23 protein-coding genes are annotated in these 23,606 nt (G+C 68.7%); 19 read left to right on the forward strand and 4 right to left on the reverse strand.

From position 1 onward, the window contains the following. Window positions 1-68: 68 nt before the first annotated feature. Window positions 69-992 carry an ABC transporter ATP-binding protein gene (locus tag OG734_RS37490; protein WP_330291868.1) on the reverse strand — a complete coding sequence of 308 codons (924 nt, stop codon included), beginning with the start codon at window positions 990-992 and terminating at the stop codon, window positions 69-71. Between the two features lie 227 nt (window positions 993-1,219). On the opposite strand from OG734_RS37490, the gene OG734_RS37495 reads away from it, so the two are divergent. Genes OG734_RS37495 through OG734_RS37530 form a run of 8 tightly spaced genes read left to right on the forward strand, consistent with a single transcriptional unit; the run spans window position 1,220 to window position 7,863 of the window. Further along, entirely contained in the window at window positions 1,220-2,008 is a 789-nt protein-coding gene (locus tag OG734_RS37495; protein ID WP_330291869.1) for a helix-turn-helix transcriptional regulator, read from the forward strand. Continuing rightward, on the forward strand, window positions 2,005-3,429 hold the full coding sequence (gene sufB, locus OG734_RS37500) for a Fe-S cluster assembly protein SufB (protein WP_330291870.1): 1,425 nt from the start codon (window positions 2,005-2,007) through the stop codon (window positions 3,427-3,429). Before OG734_RS37495 ends, sufB begins: the two co-directional genes overlap by 4 nt. A gap of 57 nt (window positions 3,430-3,486) precedes the next feature. After that, window positions 3,487-4,674, forward strand: coding sequence for a Fe-S cluster assembly protein SufD (gene sufD, locus OG734_RS37505; protein ID WP_330291871.1), 1,188 nt, complete (start codon window positions 3,487-3,489; stop codon window positions 4,672-4,674). Beyond that, complete coding sequence (locus OG734_RS37510) at window positions 4,674-5,003, forward strand: non-heme iron oxygenase ferredoxin subunit (protein WP_319199684.1); 330 nt, start codon at window positions 4,674-4,676, stop codon at window positions 5,001-5,003. The genes sufD and OG734_RS37510 overlap by 1 nt, the downstream gene beginning before the upstream one ends. Window positions 5,004-5,010: 7 nt before the next feature. Continuing rightward, window positions 5,011-5,778 carry a Fe-S cluster assembly ATPase SufC gene (gene sufC, locus OG734_RS37515; RefSeq protein WP_330291872.1) on the forward strand — a complete coding sequence of 256 codons (768 nt, stop codon included), beginning with the start codon at window positions 5,011-5,013 and terminating at the stop codon, window positions 5,776-5,778. Beyond that, window positions 5,775-7,049, forward strand: a complete 1,275-nt coding sequence (locus OG734_RS37520; protein ID WP_330291873.1) for a cysteine desulfurase — start codon at window positions 5,775-5,777, stop codon at window positions 7,047-7,049. Before sufC ends, OG734_RS37520 begins: the two co-directional genes overlap by 4 nt. A 17-nt stretch (window positions 7,050-7,066) precedes the next feature. Then, entirely contained in the window at window positions 7,067-7,534 is a 468-nt protein-coding gene (gene sufU / locus OG734_RS37525) for a Fe-S cluster assembly sulfur transfer protein SufU (protein WP_330291874.1), read from the forward strand. Then, window positions 7,531-7,863 (forward strand): metal-sulfur cluster assembly factor, encoded by a 333-nt coding sequence (locus tag OG734_RS37530; RefSeq protein WP_010352445.1) that lies wholly within the window; start codon window positions 7,531-7,533, stop codon window positions 7,861-7,863. The genes sufU and OG734_RS37530 overlap by 4 nt, the downstream gene beginning before the upstream one ends. A 127-nt stretch (window positions 7,864-7,990) precedes the next feature. Here OG734_RS37530 and OG734_RS37535 read toward each other — a convergent pair whose 3' ends face one another. After that, a complete protein-coding gene (locus tag OG734_RS37535; RefSeq protein ID WP_330291875.1) occupies window positions 7,991-8,875 on the reverse strand; it encodes an AbfB domain-containing protein in 885 nt (294 codons plus the stop codon). Window positions 8,876-9,111: 236 nt separating this feature from the next. On the opposite strand from OG734_RS37535, the gene OG734_RS37540 reads away from it, so the two are divergent. From OG734_RS37540 to OG734_RS37555, 4 genes are all read left to right on the forward strand, one after another. Further along, entirely contained in the window at window positions 9,112-9,432 is a 321-nt protein-coding gene (locus tag OG734_RS37540; protein ID WP_164316260.1) for a DMT family transporter, read from the forward strand. Beyond that, entirely contained in the window at window positions 9,432-9,971 is a 540-nt protein-coding gene (locus OG734_RS37545; protein WP_330291876.1) for a TetR/AcrR family transcriptional regulator, read from the forward strand. The genes OG734_RS37540 and OG734_RS37545 overlap by 1 nt, the downstream gene beginning before the upstream one ends. 319 nt (window positions 9,972-10,290) lie before the next feature. Then, a complete protein-coding gene (gene dapD, locus OG734_RS37550; protein ID WP_330291877.1) occupies window positions 10,291-11,280 on the forward strand; it encodes a 2,3,4,5-tetrahydropyridine-2,6-dicarboxylate N-succinyltransferase in 990 nt (329 codons plus the stop codon). Between the two features lie 160 nt (window positions 11,281-11,440). Further along, the gene (locus OG734_RS37555) at window positions 11,441-11,674 is read left to right on the forward strand and encodes a hypothetical protein (RefSeq protein ID WP_330291878.1); all 234 of its coding nucleotides are present in this window, start codon (window positions 11,441-11,443) and stop codon (window positions 11,672-11,674) included. Window positions 11,675-11,822: 148 nt separating this feature from the next. On the opposite strand, the gene dapA is transcribed toward OG734_RS37555, so the two are convergent. Next, window positions 11,823-12,725 carry a 4-hydroxy-tetrahydrodipicolinate synthase gene (gene dapA, locus OG734_RS37560; RefSeq protein ID WP_330291879.1) on the reverse strand — a complete coding sequence of 301 codons (903 nt, stop codon included), beginning with the start codon at window positions 12,723-12,725 and terminating at the stop codon, window positions 11,823-11,825. A 435-nt stretch (window positions 12,726-13,160) separates the two neighbouring features. Between dapA and OG734_RS37565 the strand changes: the two genes are divergently transcribed. The 3 genes from OG734_RS37565 (at window position 13,161) to OG734_RS37575 (ending at window position 15,355) form a co-directional block, all read left to right on the forward strand. Then, the gene (locus OG734_RS37565; RefSeq protein WP_330291880.1) at window positions 13,161-13,865 is read left to right on the forward strand and encodes a hypothetical protein; all 705 of its coding nucleotides are present in this window, start codon (window positions 13,161-13,163) and stop codon (window positions 13,863-13,865) included. 75 nt (window positions 13,866-13,940) lie between these two features. Next, window positions 13,941-14,603, forward strand: coding sequence for an ArsR/SmtB family transcription factor (locus OG734_RS37570; protein WP_330291881.1), 663 nt, complete (start codon window positions 13,941-13,943; stop codon window positions 14,601-14,603). Between the two features lie 5 nt (window positions 14,604-14,608). Next, on the forward strand, window positions 14,609-15,355 hold the full coding sequence (locus OG734_RS37575) for an SRPBCC domain-containing protein (protein ID WP_330291882.1): 747 nt from the start codon (window positions 14,609-14,611) through the stop codon (window positions 15,353-15,355). A gap of 29 nt (window positions 15,356-15,384) precedes the next feature. Here the strand turns inward: OG734_RS37575 and OG734_RS37580 are convergent, their stop codons facing one another. Continuing rightward, window positions 15,385-17,214 carry an endonuclease/exonuclease/phosphatase family protein gene (locus tag OG734_RS37580; RefSeq protein WP_330291883.1) on the reverse strand — a complete coding sequence of 610 codons (1,830 nt, stop codon included), beginning with the start codon at window positions 17,212-17,214 and terminating at the stop codon, window positions 15,385-15,387. A 482-nt stretch (window positions 17,215-17,696) separates the two neighbouring features. On the opposite strand from OG734_RS37580, the gene OG734_RS37585 reads away from it, so the two are divergent. The 4 genes from OG734_RS37585 to OG734_RS37600 all read left to right on the forward strand — a co-directional run bounded on the left by OG734_RS37585 (window position 17,697) and on the right by OG734_RS37600 (window position 23,563). Further along, complete coding sequence (locus OG734_RS37585) at window positions 17,697-19,160, forward strand: hypothetical protein (RefSeq protein WP_330291884.1); 1,464 nt, start codon at window positions 17,697-17,699, stop codon at window positions 19,158-19,160. A gap of 294 nt (window positions 19,161-19,454) precedes the next feature. Beyond that, window positions 19,455-20,897, forward strand: a complete 1,443-nt coding sequence (locus tag OG734_RS37590; RefSeq protein WP_330291885.1) for an alkaline phosphatase PhoX — start codon at window positions 19,455-19,457, stop codon at window positions 20,895-20,897. A 341-nt stretch (window positions 20,898-21,238) separates the two neighbouring features. After that, complete coding sequence (locus OG734_RS37595; RefSeq protein ID WP_330291886.1) at window positions 21,239-22,831, forward strand: TROVE domain-containing protein; 1,593 nt, start codon at window positions 21,239-21,241, stop codon at window positions 22,829-22,831. A gap of 84 nt (window positions 22,832-22,915) precedes the next feature. Then, window positions 22,916-23,563 (forward strand): GntR family transcriptional regulator, encoded by a 648-nt coding sequence (locus OG734_RS37600; RefSeq protein ID WP_330291887.1) that lies wholly within the window; start codon window positions 22,916-22,918, stop codon window positions 23,561-23,563. The last annotated feature ends 43 nt before the right edge of the window (window positions 23,564-23,606 follow it).

Below are 23,606 nucleotides of genomic sequence, written 5' to 3' on the forward strand. Positions count from 1 at the left end.
GAGCTCCAGGCTGTGTCTTCCCGGGGGGCAACCCCCGGACCCCCGGCAGGTCCTTGTGCGGTCCGGAATCATGAACGCAACTCCTTGCCCGTGAGCTCCAGAAAGACGTCTTCCAGGGTGTGTCGTTCCACCGAGATCCGGTCCGGCATCACCCCGTGCTGGGCGCACCAGGACGTCACCGTGGCGAGGAGCTGCGGGTTCACCTTGCCGCCGACGCGGTAGGCGCCCGGGGTCAGCTCGACGGCCGTGCAGTCCGCCGGGAGGGCCTTCAGCAGGGAGCCCACGTCCAGACCCGGTCGACCCATGAAGCGCAGCGTGTTCTCGGCGCCGCCGCGGCACAGCTGTTCCGGGGTGCCCTGGGCGATGACCTTGCCGGCGTCGATGATCGCGACGTCGTCCGCGAGCTGCTCGGCCTCGTCCATGTGATGGGTGGTGAGGATGACGGAGACGCCGTCGCCGCGCAGATCCCGTACGAGATCCCAGGTGGCGCGGCGGGCCTGGGGGTCGAGGCCGGCGGTCGGTTCGTCGAGGAAGACCAGCTCCGGGCGGCCGACGACGGCCATCGCGAGCGCCAGGCGCTGCTGCTGGCCGCCGGAGAGGCGGCGGTACGTGGTCCGGCCGCAGCTGCCGAGGCCGAGGCGTTCTATCAGGGCGTCCACGTCCAGCGGGTGCGCGTGCAGCTTGGCCACGTGGCGGAGCATCTCGTCGGCGCGGGCGCCCGAGTAGACGCCGCCGGACTGGAGCATCACACCGATCCGTGGACGCAGGGCGGTGGCTTCCCGTATCGGGTCGAGGCCCAGGACACGTACCGTCCCGGAGTCCGGTTTGCGGTATCCCTCGCAGGTCTCGACGGTGGTCGTCTTGCCCGCGCCGTTCGGGCCGAGTACGGCGGTGATGCCCGCCCGGGCCACCAGGTCGAGGCCGTCCACCGCGGTCTTCGTGCCGTACCGCTTCACCAGGGCCTGGACCTGGACCACGGGCTCGCTTCGCATGGGTCCAGAGTCTAGGTACGGGAGGAGTCGTACAGGTGCGCGGGGGCCGGATCCGGCCCCCGGCGGGACGGGCTCCAGCCCTGCTCCTGTGCTGCTCGGGGCGGTCCGCTGATCGATCAAAGATCGTTTTCGCAGGTCAGGTTAGGTGAACCTAAGTGATGCAGGGCACCGCAGAGGGAGCTGGACCCGGCTTGCCGCGCTCCGAGGAATTACGCAACAATGGTGTTGTGAAATACGACGGCGAGGATCGGGAGGCCCCCACGGGCGCCCCCCAGGAGGAACTCGCGACCGGTGAGCGCTCGACGCGCAACCGGGTCGCGCGATCCATCCTGGACCACGGTCCGTCGACCGTCGCCGAGCTCGCCGGACGCCTGGGCCTGACCCATGCGGCCGTACGGCGTCACCTTGACGCGCTGGTCGCCGACGACGTCGTACAACCGCGTGAGCAGCGGGTCTACGGGGCGCGTACCCGTGGCCGGCCCGCCAAGGCCTTCGCGCTCACCGACTGTGGACGCGACGCCTTCGACCAGTCGTACGACAAGCTCGCCGCCGACGCGCTGCGCTGGATCGCGGCTCGCGAAGGCGGCGACGAGGCGGTTCTCGCCTTCGCGCGCGCCCGGATCGCCGAGCAGGCCGAGGGCTACCGCAAGGCGATCGAGGCCGCCGACCCCGAGGAACGCGCCGAAGCCCTGGCCAAGGCCCTGAGCGTCGACGGGTACGCTGCTACGGCGCGCAGCGCACCGGTCGGAGAGCAGCTCTGCCAGCACCACTGCCCGGTGGTCCATGTCGCGGAAAAGTTCCCGCAGCTCTGCGAGGCGGAGACCGAGATCTTCTCCCAGCTGCTCGGAACGCATGTCCAGCGGCTCGCGACCATCGCCCACGGCGACGGTGTGTGCACGACGTTCATCCCAAGGGCCTCACCCGCCTCTGCTTCACCTGCTCCACCGTTGTCTGCACAGTTGTCCACTGCCACCCATAAGGCATCTGCACGTACCGCCGGGAGGAACCCAGCATGACGCTCCCCATCGAGGAGACCGCCCACCCCGAGCTCGAAGGCCTGGGCACGTACGAATACGGCTGGGCCGACTCCGACGTGGCCGGTGCCTCTGCCAAGCGCGGCATCAACGAGGACGTCGTCCGCGACATCTCGGCGAAGAAGTCCGAGCCGGAGTGGATGACCAAGCTGCGCCTCAAGGGCCTGCGCCTCTTCGACAAGAAGCCCATGCCGAACTGGGGCTCGGACTTGTCGGGCATCGACTTCGACAACATCAAGTACTTCGTGCGTTCCACGGAGAAGCAGGCGGAGTCCTGGGAGGACCTGCCCGAGGACATCAAGAACACGTACGACAGGCTCGGCATCCCCGAGGCGGAGAAGCAGCGCCTCGTCGCCGGTGTCGCGGCCCAGTACGAGTCCGAGGTCGTCTACCACCAGATCCGTGAGGACCTGGAGGAGCAGGGCGTCATCTTCCTCGACACCGACACCGCGCTGAAGCAGCACCCGGAGCTCTTCAAGGAGTACTTCGGGACCGTCATCCCCGTCGGCGACAACAAGTTCGCGTCGCTGAACTCGGCGGTGTGGTCGGGCGGCTCCTTCATCTACGTGCCCAAGGGCGTGCAGGTCGAGATCCCGCTCCAGGCCTACTTCCGTATCAACACGGAGAACATGGGCCAGTTCGAGCGGACCCTGATCATCGTCGACGAGGGTGCCTACGTGCACTACGTCGAGGGTTGTACGGCGCCGATCTACAAGTCGGACTCGCTGCACAGCGCGGTCGTCGAGATCATCGTCAAGAAGAACGCCCGCTGCCGTTACACGACCATCCAGAACTGGTCGAACAACGTCTACAACCTGGTCACCAAGCGCGCTGTGGCGTACGAGGGCGCGACCATGGAGTGGATCGACGGCAACATCGGCTCCAAGGTGACGATGAAGTACCCGGCCGTCTACCTGATGGGCGAGCACGCCAAGGGCGAGACCCTCTCCATCGCCTTCGCGGGCGAGGGCCAGCACCAGGACGCCGGCTCCAAGATGGTCCACATGGCGCCGAACACCTCCTCCAACATCGTGTCGAAGTCCGTGGCACGCGGTGGCGGCCGTACGTCCTACCGCGGTCTCGTCGAGATCGGCGAGGGCGCCCACGGCTCCAAGTCCAACGTGCTGTGCGACGCGCTGCTGGTGGACACCATCTCCCGCTCCGACACGTACCCGTACGTCGACGTCCGCGAGGACGACGTGTCCATGGGCCACGAGGCGACCGTCTCCAAGGTCTCCGACGACCAGCTCTTCTACCTGATGAGCCGCGGTCTGTCCGAGTTCGAGGCGATGGCGATGATCGTGCGCGGCTTCGTCGAGCCGATCGCCAAGGAACTGCCCATGGAGTACGCGCTCGAACTCAACCGGCTGATCGAGCTCCAGATGGAAGGATCGGTCGGCTAGGCGCCGGTCGTCGTCCCATCAAGCCACTTACGCAGGAAAGAGAGCAGACCGACAGCCATGGCTGAGGCCCAGAACATCCCGGTGGGATCCACCACCGCCGGCTCGATCGCGGTGGCCGCTGCCGCCGAGTCGACCGTCGCGACGCGCATGAGCGCGCCGCCGTCCTTCGACGTGGCGGACTTCCCCGTCCCCCACGGGCGCGAGGAGGAGTGGCGGTTCACCCCGCTGGAGCGACTGCGCGGGCTGCACGACGGCACCGCGGTCGCCACCGGCACCGGTGTGAAGGTGGACGTCCAGGCACCCGCGGGCGTCACCGTCGAAGCCGTCGGCCGTGACGACGCGCGCCTCGGGCGGGCCGGCACCCCCGTGGACCGCGTCGCCGCCCAGGCGTACTCCGCCTTCGAGGTGGCCGGTGTGATCACCGTCCCCAAGGAGACGGTCCTCACCGAGCCGATCCGCGTCGCCGTGCACGGCGAGGGCGGTGTGGCCTACGGCCACCAGGTCATCGAGCTGGGCGCCTTCGCCGAAGCCGTCGTCGTCCTCGACCACACCGGTGACGCCGTGCTCGCCGCCAACGTCGAGTACGTCCTCGGCGACGGCGCCAAGCTCACTGTCGTCTCCGTCCAGGACTGGGACGACCAGGCCGTGCACGTCGCCCAGCACAACGCGCTGATCGGCCGCGACGCCACCTTCAAGTCCTTCGTGGTCACCTTCGGCGGCGACCTCGTACGCCTCCACCCGCGTGTCTCCTACGCCGGCACCGGTGGCGAGGCCGAGCTGTTCGGCCTGTACTTCACGGACGCCGGCCAGCACCAGGAGCACCGCCTCCTGGTCGATCACAACACGCCGCACTGCAAGTCGAACGTGGCCTACAAGGGCGCGCTCCAGGGCGAGGGCGCCCACGCGGTGTGGATCGGCGACGTGCTGATCGAGGCCAAGGCCGAGGGCACCGACACCTACGAGATGAACCGCAACCTGGTTCTCACGGACGGCGCCCGCGTGGACTCCGTACCGAACCTCGAGATCGAGACCGGTGAGATCGTCGGCGCCGGGCACGCGAGTGCCACCGGGCGGTTCGACGACGAGCAGCTGTTCTATCTGATGGCCCGCGGTATCCCGGCAGACGAGGCCCGCCGACTGGTCGTCCGCGGTTTCTTCGCCGAACTGGTCCAGCAGATCGGTGTCGACGACATCGAGCAGCGCCTTCTCACGAAGATCGACGAGGAGCTGGAGGCGTCCGTCTGATGGCTGCCTCTCCGACGTTCGTACGCGCCTGCGGGCTGAGCGAGCTGGACGAGGACACCCCCAAGCGGGTGGAACTCGACGGCACGCCGGTCTCGGTCGTCCGTACCGAGGGGGAGGTGTTCGCGATCCACGACATCTGCTCGCACGCGAACGTCTCGCTCTCCGAGGGCGAGGTGGAGGACTGCCAGATCGAGTGCTGGCTGCACGGCTCCAGCTTCGACCTCCGCACCGGCAAGCCGTCCGGCCTTCCCGCGACGCGCCCTGTCCCCGTATACCCCGTAAAGATCGAAGGGGACGATGTGCTCGTCTCCCTCACCCAGGAGTCCTGAGGCACCCATGGCAACGCTTGAAATCCGAGACCTGCACGTCACCGTCGAGGCCGACAACGCCACGAAGGAGATCCTCAAGGGTGTCGACCTGACCGTGAAGCAGGGCGAGACGCACGCCATCATGGGCCCCAACGGCTCCGGCAAGTCGACCCTCGCCTACTCGCTCGCGGGTCACCCGAAGTACACGATCACCAGCGGCACCGTGCTGCTCGACGGCGAGGACGTCCTTGAGATGTCCGTCGACGAGCGCGCCCGCGCGGGCCTGTTCCTGGCGATGCAGTACCCGGTCGAGATCCCCGGCGTCTCCGTCTCCAACTTCCTTCGTACGTCCGCCACCGCCATCCGCGGTGAGGCGCCGAAGCTGCGCACCTGGGTGAAGGAGGTCAAGGAGACCATGCAGCGTCTCAATATGGACCCCGCCTTCGCCGAGCGCAACGTCAACGAGGGCTTCTCCGGTGGTGAGAAGAAGCGCCACGAGATCCTCCAGCTGGAGCTCCTCAAGCCGAAGATCGCGATCCTCGACGAGACCGACTCCGGTCTGGACGTCGACGCCCTGCGCATCGTCTCCGAGGGCGTCAACCGCGTCCGCGAGACCGGTGAGGTCGGCACCCTGCTGATCACGCACTACACGCGCATCCTGCGCTACATCAAGCCCGACCACGTCCATGTGTTCTCGGCCGGCCGGATCGTGGAGTCGGGTGGCCCCGAGCTCGCCGACAAGCTGGAGAACGAGGGCTACGAGTCGTACGAAGTGAAGGGTGGCGCATCCGCGTGACACAGCTGCCGGGCCTCCTCACGGGTACATCTCAACTACTTGACGAGGCGATCCGTAAGGACTTCCCGATCCTCGATCGGGTGCTCCACGACGGCAAGAAGCTCGTTTACCTGGACAACGCGGCGACCTCCCAGACGCCCCGCCAGGTGATCGACACTCTCTCCGAGTACTACGAGCAGCACAATGCCAACGTGCACCGTGGCATCCATGTGCTCGCGGAGGAGGCCACGGCGCTGTACGAAGGTGCGCGCGACAAGGTCGCCGCGTTCATCAACGCGCCCAGCCGCGACGAGGTGATCTTCACCAAGAACGCCTCCGAGTCGCTCAACCTCGTGGCCAACATGCTGGGCTGGGCCGACGAGCCCTACCGGGTCGACCACGAGACCGAGATCGTCATCACGGAGATGGAGCACCACTCCAACATCGTGCCGTGGCAGCTGCTCGCGCAGCGCACGGGCGCGAAGCTGAAGTGGTTCGGCCTGACCGACGACGGCCGCCTCGACCTGTCGAACATCGACGAGGTCATCACCGAGAAGACGAAGATCGTCTCCTTCGTGCTGGTCTCCAACATCCTGGGCACGGTCAACCCGGTCGAGCAGATCGTGCGCCGTGCGCAGGAGGTCGGGGCCCTCGTCCTGATCGACGCCTCGCAGGCCGCCCCGCACATGCCCATGGACGTCCAGGCCCTCCAGGCCGACTTCGTGGCCTTCACCGGCCACAAGATGTGCGGTCCGACGGGCATCGGGGTGCTGTGGGGCCGCCAGGAGCTGCTGGAGGACCTCCCGCCGTTCCTGGGTGGCGGCGAGATGATCGAGACCGTGTCGATGCACTCGTCGACATATGCTCCCGCCCCGCACAAGTTCGAGGCGGGCACTCCGCCGATCGCGCAGGCGGTCGGCCTCGGTGCGGCGATCGACTACCTCTCCGCGATCGGCATGGACAAGATCCTCGCCCATGAGCACGCGCTCACCGAGTACGCGGTGAAGCGGCTTGGCGAGGTCCCCGATCTGAGGATCATCGGCCCGACCACGGCCGAGGACCGGGGCGCGGCGATCTCCTTCACGCTCGGTGACATCCACCCGCACGACGTGGGCCAGGTCCTCGACGAGCAGGGCATAGCGGTCCGGGTCGGCCACCACTGCGCCCGGCCGGTCTGCCTGCGCTACGGAATTCCTGCGACCACGCGAGCGTCGTTCTATCTGTACTCCACGCCGGCCGAGGTCGATGCCTTGATCGACGGCTTGGAGCACGTACGGAATTTCTTCGGCTGAGGGGCTGGCTGGAAATCGTGAAGCTGGATTCGATGTACCAGGAAGTCATCCTGGACCACTACAAGCACCCGCACGGGCGCGGTCTGCGGGATGGCGACGCCGAGGTGCACCACGTCAACCCGACGTGCGGCGACGAGATCACCCTGCGCGTGAAGTACGACGGCACGACGATCACCGACGTCAGTTACGAGGGCCAGGGCTGCTCGATCAGCCAGGCCTCGGCCTCCGTGCTGAACGATCTCCTGGTCGGCAAGGAACTGTCCGAGGCGCAGAAGATCCAGGAGACCTTCCTGGAGCTGATGCAGTCCAAGGGCCGGATCGAGCCGGACGACGCGATGGAGGAGGTGCTGGAGGACGCGGTCGCGTTCGCCGGTGTCTCCAAGTACCCGGCCCGGGTGAAGTGCGCGCTGCTCAGCTGGATGGCGTGGAAGGACGCGACGGCCCAGGCCCTGGGCTCGGACGCCGCCGAAAGGAAGACGGCATGAGCGAGACCATTGAGATGAAGCCGGCCTCGGAGGACGAGGTCCGCGAGGCGCTGTACGACGTCGTCGACCCCGAGCTGGGCATCGACGTCGTCAATCTGGGCCTGATCTACGGCATCCACATCGACGACGCGAACATCGCGACGATCGACATGACCCTGACGTCGGCGGCCTGTCCGCTCACGGATGTCATCGAGGACCAGGCCAAGTCCGCCACGGACGGCCTCGTCAACGAACTGCGCATCAACTGGGTGTGGATGCCGCCGTGGGGCCCGGACAAGATCACGGACGACGGGCGGGACCAGCTTCGGGCGCTCGGGTTCAACGTCTGAGGTTCTGTGGCTTGGGGCCGGCGTTTGCGGTCCTGTGTTTGAGGTTCTGATTTTCCGCACGCTGCATGTGAGAGCGGCGGCACCCTGTTCGGGTGCCGCCGCTTTCGCGTGCGTTCTCGCGTGCGTCTCAGGCCAGCGGGGCCACGACGCGGAAGTTGAAGTCCGGCCGGTTGGTCGTGTTGTAGCCGTACGGGTCCAGGCGCAGCTGGAAGTTCTTGTGGCGCAGTGCGTAGTTGGGGTAGTTCACCGACTGGAGTATCGCCGAGCCCGTATACCCCGAGTACCCGCCACAGAAGGTGGCGTCCTGCTTGAACAGCGAGGAGCCGTCGTTGCGGTCGGCGCGCAGGACGAAGTCGCGGTGGCGGAGGTACTTGCCGTCGTGCGTCTTGAACGAGTAGCAGGAGTTGTTGGACAGCCCCTTGACCACGCTGAAGGTGGAGTCCTCGCGGGATTCCGAGCCGGCGACCGGATCGAGCCTCACCAGGCCGCCTGACACGTGCCAGTAGCGGCCGGGGTAGTTGACCGACTCGACGGACCTCAAGAGGGAGCGGTCCGGCTGCGAGGGAGCGGCTGAGGACTTGCTGGGGGACGGGGAGGCGGCGGGCTTCCCGGGCGCCTCCTTGACGGGAGCGGAGGCGGAGCCCTTGACGTCAGGGGCGGGGACGGGGGACGCGGGGGGCGACGTGGTCGACGTCGACGGCGCGGTCGGCTGAGCCGACGCCAGGCCGCTCTTTCCGCCCGGGGGCGTGGTTCCGGTCGCCGTCGGAGAGGCGAAGGTGAGGAGACCGGGGTACGTCGAACCGGGCGACGGCGCAGGGGCCTTCGCCACAGGTACCGGGTCCTCGGCCTGCCGGTCCGTCACGACGATCGCGGTCACACAGGCGGCCACGACCGACAGGGCCAGGGTGCCCGCCATCCAGAGCCGCCGCGTCCCGGGCACACGCGAGGTGTCCGGGGCCCAGCCGTTCTCCCACGGTTGAGTTGGGATGAGCCGGGGCTTTTCTTCTGTCATGCGCTGTTCCTCCGGCGTCGCCTGTGGCGAACGTGTGAACGAGTGGTTGAAACAGTAATGGACGCGAGGCTAGGTGACGTCCACAGCTGTGAGAAGGGTTGTTTCCTCAATGAGACCGGGGGGTGGGGCAGTTGGTGGTGGGGTGCGGAGTGCGGGTGGGTTTGGGTGGGTGGTGTGTGCGATGTTGTGTACGGCGCTGCGTACGGTTGTACGTATCGATGCGTACACTCGTACACATGGGATATGTGTTGCTGGTCGGAGCCATCGCCGCCGAGGTGGGCGCCACGACCGCCATGAAGTACAGCGACGGTTTCAGCAGGCTGTGGCCTTCCGTGCTGACCGGTCTGGGGTATGCCGTCGCGTTCGTGCTGCTCGCACAGACGCTGAAGACCGTGTCCGTCGGTACGGCGTACGCGATCTGGTCGGGGATCGGGACGGCGGCTGTCGCGACGATCGGGGCGGTGTTCCTCGGGGAGGGCATGAGTGTGACCAAGGTCGCCGGGATCGTGCTCATCATCGGCGGGGTCGTCGTCCTGAACATGGGCGGTGCGCACTGATGGGGCGGCGGTACGACCCCGAGCGGCGCCAGCGGATCATCGACGCGGCGATCCGGGTGGTGGGGGAGAGGGGCATCGTCGGACTGAGTCATCGGTCGGTCGCGGTGGAGGCGGATGTGCCGCTGGGGTCCACGACGTATCACTTCAGCACCCTTGACGAACTCCTTGTCGCCGCGCTGCGGCAGGCGAACGAGGGGTTCGCGAAGGTGGTGGCCGCGAGGGGGGGACTGCAGGACGGCCGGGGTGATCTGGCGGAGGAGCTTGCCGGGCTGTTGGGGGAGTGGCTCTCGGGGGATCGGGCGGGGGTCGAGCTGGAGTGCGAGTTGTATCTGGCGGCGCTTCGGCGGCCGGCGTTGCGGCCTGTTGCCGCTGAGTGGGCGGAGGGGGTTGTGGAGTTGCTGGGTGGGCGGACGGATGCGGTGACCGCTCGGGCGTTGGTGGCGGTGATGGACGGGATCTGTCTGCAGGTGCTGCTTACGGGGGGTGCGTATGAGGAGGGGTTCGCTCGGGAGGTCTTTGGGCGTGTGCTTCGGGGGTGAGCGGGGGGTTGCCCGCCCGCCCGACTCGGTTTGTTTGCGGGGCGCCGTCGAAACTGCTTTCCGGGCCGCCCGGTTCTCCAGACTCGGTTCGTTTGACGCGCGGCCTCGAACTGCTTTCCCACCCGCCCGACTCGGGTTGTTCGTCCGGGTGCCCTAGAAACTGCTTTCTCGCCCGTCCGGCGATTGAGGGCAAGGCCCGTTCTGGGGCGGGCAGCCTTCAGGTGACGCTCACGGCAGCGCGGGGTGCCCTGTGACCGGCCCTTGAGATCCGCTCCGTGCTGGTTCGCCCGGGCGGGGTTCCTCAAGTTAGGTTTTCTCTATGACCGACACGACTGCTCCCCGCACCATCGGCGCCGTGGCCGCCGGGCTTGCCACCGTCGCCGCTGACGGCACCGTTCTCGACACCTGGTTCCCCGCCCCCGAGCTGTCCGCCGAGCCCGGCCCCGCCGGTACCGAGCGGTTGTCCGTCGAGCGGGCCGTCGAGGCACTCGGCGAGGGTGCGGCGAACGCGGTCGGACCGGACGCGCGACGTGGTGTCGAGGTGGTCGCGGTCCGTACGGTCATCGCCTCCCTCGACGACAAGCCGCTCGACACGCACGACGTCTACCTCCGCCTCCACCTGCTCTCGCACCGGCTCGTGCAGCCGCACGGGCAGAGCCTGGACGGCATTTTCGCCCACCTCGCCAACGTCGCCTGGACCTCGCTCGGCCCGGTCGCCGTGGACGACGTCGAGAAGGTGCGGCTCAACGCCCGCGCCGAGGGCCTGTACCTCCAAGTGACGTCCATCGACAAGTTCCCCCGCATGACCGACTACGTGGCCCCCAAGGGCGTCCGCATCGCCGATGCCGACCGGGTGCGCCTCGGCGCGCACCTCGCAGAGGGCACGACCGTCATGCACGAGGGCTTCGTCAACTTCAACGCGGGCACGCTCGGCACGTCGATGGTCGAGGGCCGTATCTCCGCCGGGGTCGTGGTCGGCGACGGTTCCGACATCGGTGGCGGCGCCTCGACGATGGGCACGCTGTCCGGTGGTGGCCAGGTCCGTATCACCATCGGCGAGCGCTGCCTGATCGGCGCCGAGGCCGGCGTCGGGATCGCACTCGGCGACGAGTGTGTGGTCGAGGCCGGGCTGTACGTCACCGCCGGCACCCTCATCACCATGCCCGACGGACAGATCGTCAAGGCCCGTGAACTCTCCGGCGCCTCCAACATCCTCTTCCGCCGCAACTCCGTCACGGGCAGGGTCGAGGCCCGCCCGAACAACGCGGTCTGGGGCGGTCTGAACGAGGTCCTGCACAGCCACAACTGACCCGACCGGGGTGCCCGTACGGGCACGAACAGCGACGCCCCAAGATCACGTACGGGTTACTCCGCGTGACCTTGTCCGGCTTCAGGCAGATGAACAGGTGGACACAGGGTCCGATCAGATGCCGAAGCAGAAGAAGTAGTACAGGACGAGGGTGGAGCACATGACGAACGGGCGGTCGAGGGCCGTGGCGCGGGCGCGCCGGCTGACGGGAGCGGCGGTCACCGCGGCTGTGGTCTGCGGGATCCCCGCGGGGACCGCGTACGCGGACGAGACCAACACGGGTTCGCACAACGGTCCCCGGATCGGCCTGGTCAACATCGGCCAGGTCGACGACCCGATGGAGGACGTGCTGGAGCACTTCCTGCTGTTCGGCGACGGGTATCGCTGGAATTGATCAGCGGTTCGCGGGAAGGACCGGGGTCTGTATCGCGCATTGAAGCGACGGTGCGGGGCCCGGTCCCGGTCCTCTTCGGTCTCTGGTTTCCGGTCTTCGTCTCTGGTCTCCGGTTTCCGGTCTGGGGTCTGCGGTCTCCGGTGGGTCGCTATGCGGTCAGCTCTCCGTACGCCGCCAGCAGTTCTTCCGTCGTCTGCCGGGCGGCCGCTCGCAGTGGCGCTCGCACCGGACCCGAGGGCAGGCCCAGTCCGCCGAGCAGCGCCTTGGCTGTGACGGCGCCGGGCAGCCCGGACGCCATCATCAACTCGGTGAGCGGAAGCGTCCGTTGCTGGAGGCGGGCAGCCTCGGCGGTCCGACCCGCGTCGAACGTGTCGATGACGGAACGGAAGTGACGGGGGATCACATTGGCCACCGTGCTGATGTATCCGGCGCCGCCCAGTGCGTACAGCGCCAGCATGTATTCGTCGCAGCCCGTGTAGTACGCCAAGTCGGTCCGGTACAGGACCTTCTGAGTGTCCATCAGGTCGTACGCGCAGTCCTTCACGGCGACGATCCTCGGGTGGCCGGCCAGGCGGATCATCGTCTCCGGCTCGATACGGACCCCGGTGCGGCCCGGGATGTCGTACAGCGCGAGAGGAAGGGCGGTGGCGTCCGCCAGCTCTCGGAAGTGGGCCTCGATCGCGTCCTGCGGGGGTCTGCTGTAGTAGGGCGCGACCGCCAACAAGCCGTCCGCGCCCGCCCTTTCGGCCGCCCGCGCCAGTTCCACGGAGTGCAGGGTGTCCGCGGTGCCGACACCCGCCACGATCGACGCCCGCCCACCGACCGCATCCCGCACCGCCCGTACCAGCGCGGACTTCTCCGCGTCCGTCGTGGTCGGGGACTCGCCCGTCGTACCGGAGAGGACGAGGCCGTCGCAGCCCCCGGCCACCAGCCGGTCGGCGAGGCGCTGTGCGCCGTCGAGATCCAGGGCGCCCTCTGCGGTGAAGGGGGTGACCATCGCGCACAGGGCGCGGCCGAAGGGTGGAGAAGGCGGGGCGGGTGGTGTCGTCATGCGAGTAGTCTCGGCAAGATATTCGTGAAGCTCCACTTAATTCTTGTACCTGATATTGGTAAGCGATGCTTCAGAGATGAGGGGGGTGGGGGTTTTGTGGGGGTGAGGAAGCGGGAGGTGCCGGTACGCCGGTCAGCGGGTGCGCGGGGGCCCGCGTGGCGCGGCCTGGTCGCCGCGTGCTCGGGCTGTGTGCGTGGGTGCACGGCCGTGTCGCTCGCGGGGCTGGGGTGCCCGAACTCGTCGCCGAGGCCGCGCTGTTGCAGCTTCGGCTCGACTGGCTCCAGGGGTGGTCGGCGCGGCTGGGCCAGCGAGGGCCGGGCAATGGGCCCAAGAGGTAGGGGAGTTGGGCTCTGGCGAGGTTTGACCTCAACCTCGGTCGAGGTCGGAGGCTGGTGGGCGTACACACCGATGCCACTCACCTCAACGGAGGCTGTCATGGCCCGTCGTACCGAGACGCACCCCGACCTCACCCGCCCCGACGTCGAAGCACTCCTCTTCAGTACCTGGCGGGTCGGCACGCCCGAGCGGCAACGGGAGGCGGTCGACGCCATCGCCGCGACCTGGGAGCGTCGGGCCTGGCCCGCCCAGGGAGGGCTCGGCTACTACGTCTATGTCGGGGAAGACGGGACGACCCTGCTGCATCATTCCCAGTGGGCCCGCGAGCAGGACTACGAGGCGTTCGTCAAGACCCAGCGGCAGGAGCGTGTCGACGAGATCGACACCGCCGTGCCCGGGATCGAGCGGGTCGCCCTCGACCGGTACAGGCGGTATCGCAGCCGGGAGCGCGCTGTCGGTGACACGCGTGTGCCCGGGCTCGTCCTGATCGGCAGGATCGAATTCGAGAAGGAGGCCGCGGAGCGGCGGCGCGAATGGGTCGACCTGGTGCTCGGTGCCCTCGCCGACCCGGCGGAGAGCGACCGCGGGCTCATCTCCGCGCACTTCCACCTGAGCCAGGACGGCACCCACGTCCTTAACTACGCGGAGTGGGAGAGCTCGGAGTCCTACGACGAGGCCATCGCCTCACCGGAGGGGGGTCTCGGCTCGGCCGGGCCGAAGTGGGAGCAGGTGCGGACGTACCCGGCGCTGAAGGCGTCCACGGCCGGCCGGTACTCGTACGCCCTGGGGCTCGTGCCTGAATGACCTGATGTTCGCCGGACTCTCGCCGAATACTTTTCCCTCCTGGACAAGAAAAGTTTTCGGTGAGAGGGTGAAGCCATGCTGGACGTCACCGTGATCGAGGACCCGGCGGCCGCCGCCGTCTCGCTGGACCCCATACGGGGCCGGCTGCTCGCCGAGCTGGCCGCCGGGCCCGCGTCGGCCGCCATGCTGGCCGGCAGGGTCGGACTGCCCCGGCAGAAGGTGAACTACCACCTCAAGGCGCTGGAGCGGCATGGCCTGGTCGAGTTGGCCGGAGAGCGCCGCAAGGGCAATGTCACCGAGCGGCTGATGCGGGCGACCGCCGCGTCGTACGTCATCTCGCCGCTCGCCCTGGCCGCCGTACAGCCCGATCCCGACCGTTTCCGGGACCAGCTCTCCGCGCGCTGGCTGCTGGCGGTCGGGGCACGGCTGGTGCGGGATGTCGGCATGCTGATCACCGGCGCCACCCGGGCCCGTAAGCGGCTCGCCACCTATGCGCTCGACGGTGAGGTGCGGTTCGCCTCCGCCGGTGACCGGGCCGCGTTCATCGAGGAGTTGACGGCGGGCGTCGGCGCGTTGGTGCGCAAGTACGACTCGCCCGATGCCGAGGGCGGGCGCGATCACCGGATCGTCGTGGCCGTGCACCCGACGGTCAAACCCCAGGCTGACGAACCGACTTCGAGCACGACAGGCATCGCAGGCACGACAGACGTCACAACTACCGCAGAAATTCAGGAGTGAGCGCCATGTCCAAGGAAGCGTCCAAGAAATTCGAGATCGCGCGTGAGTTCGAGGTCGACGCCCGCCCGGAGGAGGTGTGGGAGGCGATCACCACGGGGACCGGAGGGTATCTGTGGCCGATGGAGCCGCCGGAGCCACGGGTCGGCGGCAAGGGGCCCTTCGGGTCCACGGTCATCGCCTGGGACCCGCCGCACCGTTACACCAATCGCGTCGAGGACGTCGAGGGCATCTCCGAGCAGACCCTCAACCAGCTCGACTACACGGTTGAGCCGCGTGACGAGGGCCGCCGGGCCTGGGTGCGTTACGTGCACAGCGGCATCTTCGTCGACGACTGGGACAACCAGTACGACGGGGCCGCCAGGCACACCGACTTCTATCTGCACACCCTGCGCGAGTACCTCACCCACTTCGCGCCCAGGCCGGCCGCCTTCGCGACCTTCGACGGGCCGGAGGCGTCCAAGGCGGCCGACGCCCTCGCTGTCGTCGGGCGGGCGCTCGGGGTCGGGGAGGGCGTGGCTGCCGGCGCGCGGGTGACGGTCCGGGGGCCCGACGAGTTCGACGCCGTGGTCGACTTCCGAAACCCGTACTTCATCGGCCTGCGTACGGACCGGGGTCTCACCCGCTTCTTCGGGCGCAACCACTGGGGCTATCCGGTCGGCATCTCCCTGCACGACTTCACACCGGGCGCCGACATCAAGGAGTGCGAAGCCGCCTGGCAGGACTGGCTGAACGGTGTGTTCAACCAGTCCTGATCCAGCGGGAGTTGTGGCGGGAGCTACAACTACGGCTGGAACCGCAGCACCTGCGGGTCGTGGTCACTGATCTGGTCGTTGAACTCCGAGTTGATGTGCACGGAGTCGTAGTCGAAGTCGCAGCTGCGGCTGATCGACGGGCTGACCAGGATCTGGTCCAGGACCTGGCTGTTGCCCTGGTAGTCGTAGGTGTAACGTTCGCTCTTCGGCAGCGACTTGATCGCCGACCACAGCGCGCCGTCGTCCTCCAGCAGCTTGGCGGTGTCGGAGAACTCGAAGTCGTTGATGTCGCCGAGCGTGATCACGTCCGCGTTCTTCTGGACCTTCAGGATGTCCTTGACGAACGTGTTCACCGCGGTCGCCTGGAGGTGACGCTGGGTCTCCGAGCTGCGCGCCGGCGGCTGGAACTGCGAGGTGAGACCCTGGTCGCCGCCCTTCGAGGCGAAGTGGTTGGCGATCAGGATGACGGTCTTGCCGCGGAAGACGAACTCGCCCGCGAGTGGCTTGCGGCTGTTCGTCCAGGCCGCGTTGGCCGGGTCTATTCGGCCCGGCGAGAGGGTCAGGGCCGCCTTGCCGTGGTCCTTGGTGACACCGACGGCGGTCGCGGCGTCGCCACCCGGGCGGTCGGTGAAGGAGACCCGCGCCGGGTTGAACAGGAACACCTGACGGATGTTGCCGCCGGGCTCGCCACCGTCCGCGAGGTCCACCGGGTCGATGGAACGCCAGTCGTACGCCGGGCCGCCCGCCGCGACGATCGCGTCGATCAGCTTCTTGACCGTCTGGTCGGCAGCGACCGTACCGTCCTTCGTCGCGCCGTTGTTGTCCTGGATCTCCTCCAGCGACAGGATGTCGGGCGACTGGAGGTTGTTCACGATCGCGGCGGCGTGCGCGGCGAAGGTGTTGTCCGACGGGTCGAGGTTCTCGACGTTGTACGTCGCCACCGCCAGCTCGCCCCGCGACTGCTTGCGGGTCGTCTCGCGCTTCAGGCCGCCCTGCTTCAGGGTGCCGAGCTCGTTGGCGACGAGCGTGTAGCCACCGAACTGGTTGTAGTCCAGCGGGCCGGCGGTGCTGCCCGTGAGGCTGTCACCGACGTTCGCGGTCGGGAAGTCGGCGACCGCGCCCAGGGACTGGATCTGGAGCCGGCCGGTGTTCTGCGAGGTGTACGAGCCGTACACCGAGCCGCCACGCCGGTTGTCGTTCTCGTCCGGCTTCACCGTGACCCACAGCTCGGTGTACGGGTCGGTGGCGGTGACCACGCGGGCGTTCTTGACCTGGACGTTCATGCCCTCGAGGGACTCGTAGTAGTCCAGGGCGTACTTCTTGGGCCGCAGCGTCAGCGCGTTCACCGAGCCGCTTGCGGCGGTGTCGCCGGCCGGGGTGTAGGTGGCCGGTACGGACCGGGAGTCGACGACGATCGGCGCCGGGACCGCGTTGCCGCTGGAGACGACGGTGACCGTCGGCTTGACGATCTCCGTCACCGTCTGGTTGCCGGTCGAGACACCGCCGGGCACGAACTCCGAGACCGTGCCGGTGACGGTGACCGAGTCGCCGACGGCGACGGTCGGCTTGGAGCTGGTGAAGACGAAGATGCCCTCGCTGGTGGCCGGGTCGGCGTCCGGGGCCGTGTCCTGGATCCAGAAACCGCGCGACGAACCATAGGTACGGACGCCGGTGACGATTCCCGCCACGTCCGTGACCTTCTGGCCCGCGAGCGGGGACAGGCGCGTGGTGCCCTGGATGTCATGAATGCGCACGGTGTCTGCGTGCGCGGCCGACGGGACGATCACCAGGGTGGCGACCGTGGAACAGACGGCGGCGACAGTGAGCGCAGCGAGGCGCGCGGAAGACTTGCTCGGCAACGGAATCCCTCCGGGGACAAACATGGGTGCCGGGACGAAAGCGACAAGGGTGGTGCCGTGGGGGGAACGCGACCTGCTGGGCGGCTGGCGACGCGCGTAGATATTGGGTGAACACTCGGTGCGAAAGCTCCGCGCCGAAGGCTCGGCACCGGGCGATCGGCAGTGAACGCCCGGCTTGGGAGAACAGTGAACACGATGGAACACGGCGGAAGGCAAGGGGATGCGGTGAATCGGCGTCCCCTTCACTTCTACGCGCGTCAATCTCCTGCCTGGTCAGGCCAGTTGTCAAGGTTTCAGCCATGTACCACCTCTGACAGGTTCATGAACCGGGCGGCATAGTGCCAAATCCGTCTAGGCTGTGCGGCTGAGTCGTACGGCCTTCAACGCGACGTCGTACGGTCGTCAGACGCCGTCGTCGGACTCCGGGCGCTTACCGGGGTGCCGCCGTACGGCCTTTCGGGCGCCTGAGGAGAAAACAGCCGATGTCAGACAGCTCCCCCCTGCCGCCGGTGCGACTGCACTCCGAAGCGGAGCTGGCGCGGGACGCGCTCGCCGCCCCGCTGGTCTCCCGCGCCGCCCGGCTCGCCCGCTGGGCCGGGCCGGACACCCGGGTCGGGGCCGGCGGCGAACTCGTCGAGGAGCAGCTGCCGGCGGCGGCGGAGGCGCTGGGGCTGATCACCGACGGAACCGCCGGGGAAGGGCTGACGGTCGAGGACGCGCTCGCCGACGCCAGTGAGGCCTGGCGGGTCGCCGTGGACACCGGACTCGTCGAGGTCGTCGACGAGGACGAGGGCACCGTCACGGTGGGCGAGGACCTGGCGCTGCTCACCTCCGGGTCACCGCACGAGGTGCTCGCGATGTGGCTCCGGGCGCTGGAGACCGTCCTCGCCGACGCGAGCGTGCCCGACCTCGACGATCTCGTCGACGCCATGGACGAGGGCGCCGAAGTGGACTTCTCCCAGCTGGACTGGGACCCGGAGGCGGAGGCCGACTTCCTCGACGGTGTGCTCGCCAACCTGTACCTGCTGAGCGTCAGCGAGGGTGGCCCCGCCGACGGTCCGGTGCCGCTGCCTGCGCTGGCCGCGTCCATGGTCGTACCGGGCGACATGAGTGAGCCGACCAACGACGTCCTGGAGCAGGTCTCGGACATGATGATGCGCATCGACGACCAGTTCCGGCTGCTCGAACCCATCGGGCTCGTCGCCTACCGGCCCGTCGACGAGGCGCTCATGGCGGACACCGACGACCCCGCCGAGGACGCGACGGCGGGCGACGAAACCGACGTCTCCCGCTACGGCATGGTGCGGCTGACCCCGCTCGGCCTGTACGGCGTACGGGCCCGGCTGCTGGAGTCCGGATTCGAAGCGCCTGCCGTCGGAGACCTCGCCGACAAGGGCGCGGACGCGCTGCTCGACGGCACGGCCGCCTTCCCCGCGACGGCCGCGCAGGCCGAAACCGAACAGTGGCTGGCCCGCCGCGAACCCCTCGCCGCGGCACGGGAGTTGCTCGCGGCGGCCCGGGGCGGCGACGCCGGTGCGCCACTGCGGCGGCTGCTCTGCCAGCAGGCCCTGTCCCTCGTCGGCGTCGAGGCCGAGCCCGCGCTGCGCGAGGTCCTCGACGACGCCGAACTGGGCGGCCTCGCCCGCGTCTGGCTCAGCGAGCACGGCGCGCCGGACGTACCGGCCCCGTCGGAGGAGATGGTGTTCTGGCTGACCATCGACACGGTGGCCGCCCAACTGGCGGCCGAGGGCAACTCGGCCGAGCTGATCGGACTGGTGGAGGGACTGGCGCAGCAGCACGGCGGCTTCTTCGAGGCGGCCTGGCGCGTGGAACATCCGGCGACGGCGGATGTGCTGGAGGCGATGGGGCGGCTGCACCCGGACAAGCGGGTGGCCAAGGAAGCGCGGAAGGCCGCGTTCAAGGCGCGGTCGCAGCAAGGGGGTTGAGCCGGGGGGTTCGCCCCCGCCGCCCTTACCCGTCCCATCCCTGGGGGCTGCGCCCCCAGACCCCCCTTTCCCGCTGAACGCGCTCGTCCTCAAACGCCGGACGGGCTGGATGGTGCCGGACGGGCTGGATGGTGCCGGACGGGCTGGATGGTGCCGGCCCGGGCTGGATGGTGCCGGCCGGGCTGAAAGGAAGCGGGTCCTTTGAAGTCGGGTCCCGTTCAACTCGCGTTCAGGTGTGGGCGGGACCGTGGCGCCGAACCGAGTGCGCCGCCCCCCGCCGTCACAGGAGACACCATGTCGCTCACCCGCAGGGACTTCGCCAGACAGTCCGCGATCACCTCGGCCGGGGTTGCGCTGGCCGGCAGCGTCGGCGCCCTCGCCACCGCCCCCAACGCCCTCGCGTCCACGGAGAGTGCGGCCGGAGAGTCGGCGGACTCGCACCACGGAGTCGGCTACGGCCCGCTCCTGCCCGACCCCAAGGGCCTGCTGGCGCTCCCCGCCGGATTCTCGTACTGCGTGATCACGTACAGCGGGAAGACCAAGCTGGACTCGGGCGAGACCACCCCGTCCAACCACGACGGCACCGCCGCCTTCGCGGGCCCGCGCGGCACCACCCTCCTCGTCAACAACCATGAGCTGAAGGGCCCGCGCGCCAACTGGAAGTACCCGGTGCCGCTCACCGAGGGCCTCGTCTACGACCCCGCCGCGTCCGGCGGCTGCACGGTCGTCGAGGTGCGTCCCGGCGGCCACGTCGCCGAATGGGTGGGCATCGCCGGTACGTCCACCAACTGCGCGGGCGGCAGCACCCCTTGGGGTACGTGGCTCACCTGCGAGGAGAACTCCGACCGTGCCGGCGTCAACGGCATGACCAAGGACCACGGGTACGTCTTCGAGGTCGACCCCTGCGACAAGCGCGCCAACCGGAACCCCAAGCCCCTGAAGTTCTTCGGGCGTTACGACCACGAGGCCGTCGTCATCGACCCCAAGCGCGGCCACGCCTACCTCACCGAGGACGCCGCCGCCCCCAACGGCCTTCTCTACCGCTGGACCCCGCCGCAGCACTTCCACTACGGCCACGGCACCTTCCGCACCCTCTCCGACACCGCGGGCACCCTCCAGGCGCCCAAGTGCTTCGACTCCGCAGGCCAGTTCGTCGACGACCTCTCCCGCGCCACGAAGATCGGCACGGTGTACGGCGTCGACTGGGTCGACGTACCCGACCGCGACGCCCAGACCGTCGCCGTGCGCAAGCAGTTCGGCGACGGGGAGATCACCCGGGCCCGCAAGCTCGAAGGCATGTGGTGGGGGGACGGTGGCACCTACATCGTCTCCTCGTACGCCCGCGCCGAGAGCCCCGTCCAGCACGACGGCCAGGTCTGGTTCTACGACCCCAAGCGCCGCACGCTCACCCTCAAGGTCCTGCTGGGCGTGAACCCCGACCCGTCGGCCGACGGCGCCTTCGACGGCCCCGACAACATCACGGTCTCCCCGTACGGCGGCCTGGTCATCGCCGAGGACGGCGAAGGCGTCCAGCACCTGTTCGGCGCGACGGACAGCGGACGCACGTACCCGATCGCCCGCAACGAACTCAACGCAGGCACCGAAGAGGCGCCCGAATACAGCGAGTTCACCGGCGTGACCTTCTCGCCCGACGGGAAGACGCTGTACGCCAACATCCAGACTCCGGGGATCATGCTGGCCATTACGGGGCCTTGGAAGCGGCAGAAGCGCGGCTAGTTAATTCGTTCGCCCGGCGTGTGCTGCGCCTCCTACAGTGAGATCACAACGTCACGCACCTCCCGGTGCGAAGGCTGCGGCTACTTCTCTCCTAAAGAATCCAGGCCGCCGTCGACTTGATCTCGGGAGGCGCAGCATGGGGTGGGTGCCCGGTGCGCAGGCAACGGTTACTTCATTGGATCAGACGGTTGCGGGTTCGAATCCCGTCATCGACCTCGGGTCGGTGTAGCTCAATTCGGTAGAGCATCTGGCTAAGTCCGTCGCCGCTTCTGATCTCGGGCGTCCACCTCTTTTTTGCTGTGCCTTCCTCCGAAACTCCAGGGAATTCGGGGGAATTCATCATGGCACGATTCAACTTCAAGGCGACCCGTGCGGCCAGGACACAGCCCACCTCCCGTGTGACGTCGACCGGACGTGTGCTCCGTACCTACCAGGGCGGCCGGGGCAGTGAGCGAGACGCACGCTCCGAACTCTTTCTTCTCGCGATCGCCAACTTCGTTTCCCAGCAGACCTTCTACGAGGCCGGCGCCGACCGCGACGACCGGTTCGCCGCGCTCGTACGCGAGCTGGCGGTGAGCGACCCCGCCTGGACGGCTGGTCTGCTCGGCTGGCTGCGCGGCGAGGGCAACCTTCGTACGGCCTCCATCGTGGGCGCCGCCGAGTACGTGAAGGCACGACTCGACGCGGGCGCCACCGACGGTCCTGCCAACAGGCAGGTCATCGACTCGGTGCTGCGCCGCCCGGACGAGCCCGGCGAGCTGCTCGCGTACTGGACCTCGGTGTACGGCCGCAACATCCCCAAGCCCGTCAAGCGCGGCATCGCCGACGCCGTACGTCGGCTCTACAGCGGCAAGTCGCTGCTGAAGTACGACACCGCGTCCAAGGGCTACCGCTTCGGCGACATCCTCAACCTCGTGCACGCGGCGCCGGACCCGGACAAGCCGTGGCAGGGCGAGCTGTTCCAGTACGCCCTCGACCGCCGGCACAACCCCGACACCGCAGTGCCGCCGGCCTCGAACCGTGTCCTTACCGCGCATCGCGAACTGATGGCGCTGCCGGTCGAGGAGCGGCGGGCGGTGGTGACGTCGGCGGACGGCGCCGAGCGGCTCGCGGCGGCCGGGATGACCTGGGAGGTGCTGGCCGGCTGGCTGCAGGGGCCGATGGACGCGGTGGCCTGGGAGGCGGTCATTCCCTCCATGGGGGCGATGGCTCTGACTCGCAACCTGCGCAACTTCGACGAGGCCGGCGTCTCGGACGAGGTGGCGGCGGGGGTCGCGGCACGCATCAGCGACCCGGCGGAGGTCGCGCGCTCGCGGCAGTTCCCCTTCCGATACCTCGCCGCGTACCGGCACGCGCCCTCGCTGCGCTGGTCGTACCCGCTGGAGCAGGCGCTCGGGCACTCGCTGGCCAATGTGCCGGCCCTGGGCGGGCGGACGCTCGTCCTCGTCGACCGCTCGGGCTCGATGTTCTACTCCCGGCTGTCCGAGCGCTCGGAGCTGAACCGGGCCGACGCGGCGGCGATCTTCGGCACGGCGCTCGCGCTGCGGGCGGCGGAGGCGGATCTCGTCGAGTTCGGTACGGCGAGCAACTCTGTGGCGTTCCGCAAGGGCGAGTCGGTGCTGAAGATCCTGGACCGCTTCGGTGACCTGGGCGGCACTGACACGACCGGGGCGGTCCGGCGCTACTACAGGAAGCACGACCGGGTGGTGATCGTCACGGACGAGCAGTACGCGCACAGTCGGCACGGCGGGCCGACCGAGCAGATACCGGCCGACGTACCGGTCTACACCTGGAACCTCGCCGGGTACCGAGCGGGCCACGGCCCGTCCGGGACGGGTAACCGGCACACGTTCGGCGGGCTCTCGGACGCGGCTTTCCGGATGATTCCGCTGCTGGAAGGAGTGGGCGACGCGGACTGGCCGTGGGTCGGCTGAGCGCACCCTGTGGGTCCACCCCTGTGCGTCACCCTTGTATGTCGCCCTTGTGCCTCAGCGGATTTGACATCTAACATTTCAGTTGTGGAAGCGATACGACCCGTCCCCCGCACCCTGCTCAGGGATCGCGCGTACGAAGCGATCCGGGACGCCATCGTCGCCGGGGAGATCGAACCCGGCGCGGTGGTGCGGGACGCCGAGCTCGCCGAGCGGCTCGGGTTGTCCCGGGCGCCGGTGCGGGAGGCGTTCGCGCGGCTGGTCGACGAGGGGCTGCTGGAGAGCAAGCCGCAGAGCTACACGAAGGTGACGCCGGTCGTGGCCGCCGATGTGCGGGACGCGGCGGCCGTGGTCGGGGCCATGCACGAGCTGGTCACGCGGGTCGCCGTGCCCCGGCTGTTCGCCGCGGACGTCGAGGCGATGCGCACGGCCAACGAACGGTTCGCGGCCGCCGTCCGTGCCGGTGACGTGGAGTCCGCTCTGCACGCCGACGACCAACTGCATGACGTTCTCGTCCGGGTCAGCGGCAATCGCGCCGCAGCCGCCACCGCCGCCCGCTACACACCGCTCATCCGCCGCTTGGAGCGACGACGCTTCAGCGAGGGCGGCAACTGTCGTTCGGCAGGTCTGCACGATCGGCTCGTCGATGCCTGCGCGGCCGGAGACGTGGACGAAGCGGTCCGGGTCACCGCGGAGATCTGGCGTGGGCTCGCCGAGCTCGCCGACAGCGACTGATCACACAGCGTCTGATCACACAGCGTCTGATCGCACAGCGTCT

It is taken from the genome of Streptomyces sp. NBC_00576, from assembly GCF_036345175.1.
Classification (GTDB): domain Bacteria; phylum Actinomycetota; class Actinomycetes; order Streptomycetales; family Streptomycetaceae; genus Streptomyces.

Bases quoted from the DNA above. Each gene is read 5' to 3' on its own strand.
- OG734_RS37490 (WP_330291868.1), bottom strand. From the start codon at position 992: ATGCGAAGCGAGCCCGTGGTCCAGGTCCAGGCCCTGGTGAAGCGGTAC.
- sufB (WP_330291870.1), top strand. From the start codon at position 2,005: ATGACGCTCCCCATCGAGGAGACCGCCCACCCCGAGCTCGAAGGCCTG.
- sufD (WP_330291871.1), top strand. From the start codon at position 3,487: ATGGCTGAGGCCCAGAACATCCCGGTGGGATCCACCACCGCCGGCTCG.
- OG734_RS37510 (WP_319199684.1), top strand. From the start codon at position 4,674: ATGGCTGCCTCTCCGACGTTCGTACGCGCCTGCGGGCTGAGCGAGCTG.
- sufC (WP_330291872.1), top strand. From the start codon at position 5,011: ATGGCAACGCTTGAAATCCGAGACCTGCACGTCACCGTCGAGGCCGAC.
- OG734_RS37530 (WP_010352445.1), top strand. From the start codon at position 7,531: ATGAGCGAGACCATTGAGATGAAGCCGGCCTCGGAGGACGAGGTCCGC.
- OG734_RS37535 (WP_330291875.1), bottom strand. From the start codon at position 8,875: ATGACAGAAGAAAAGCCCCGGCTCATCCCAACTCAACCGTGGGAGAAC.
- OG734_RS37540 (WP_164316260.1), top strand. From the start codon at position 9,112: ATGGGATATGTGTTGCTGGTCGGAGCCATCGCCGCCGAGGTGGGCGCC.
- OG734_RS37545 (WP_330291876.1), top strand. From the start codon at position 9,432: ATGGGGCGGCGGTACGACCCCGAGCGGCGCCAGCGGATCATCGACGCG.
- dapD (WP_330291877.1), top strand. From the start codon at position 10,291: ATGACCGACACGACTGCTCCCCGCACCATCGGCGCCGTGGCCGCCGGG.
- OG734_RS37555 (WP_330291878.1), top strand. From the start codon at position 11,441: ATGACGAACGGGCGGTCGAGGGCCGTGGCGCGGGCGCGCCGGCTGACG.
- dapA (WP_330291879.1), bottom strand. From the start codon at position 12,725: ATGACGACACCACCCGCCCCGCCTTCTCCACCCTTCGGCCGCGCCCTG.
- OG734_RS37565 (WP_330291880.1), top strand. From the start codon at position 13,161: ATGGCCCGTCGTACCGAGACGCACCCCGACCTCACCCGCCCCGACGTC.
- OG734_RS37570 (WP_330291881.1), top strand. From the start codon at position 13,941: ATGCTGGACGTCACCGTGATCGAGGACCCGGCGGCCGCCGCCGTCTCG.
- OG734_RS37575 (WP_330291882.1), top strand. From the start codon at position 14,609: ATGTCCAAGGAAGCGTCCAAGAAATTCGAGATCGCGCGTGAGTTCGAG.
- OG734_RS37585 (WP_330291884.1), top strand. From the start codon at position 17,697: ATGTCAGACAGCTCCCCCCTGCCGCCGGTGCGACTGCACTCCGAAGCG.
- OG734_RS37590 (WP_330291885.1), top strand. From the start codon at position 19,455: ATGTCGCTCACCCGCAGGGACTTCGCCAGACAGTCCGCGATCACCTCG.
- OG734_RS37595 (WP_330291886.1), top strand. From the start codon at position 21,239: ATGGCACGATTCAACTTCAAGGCGACCCGTGCGGCCAGGACACAGCCC.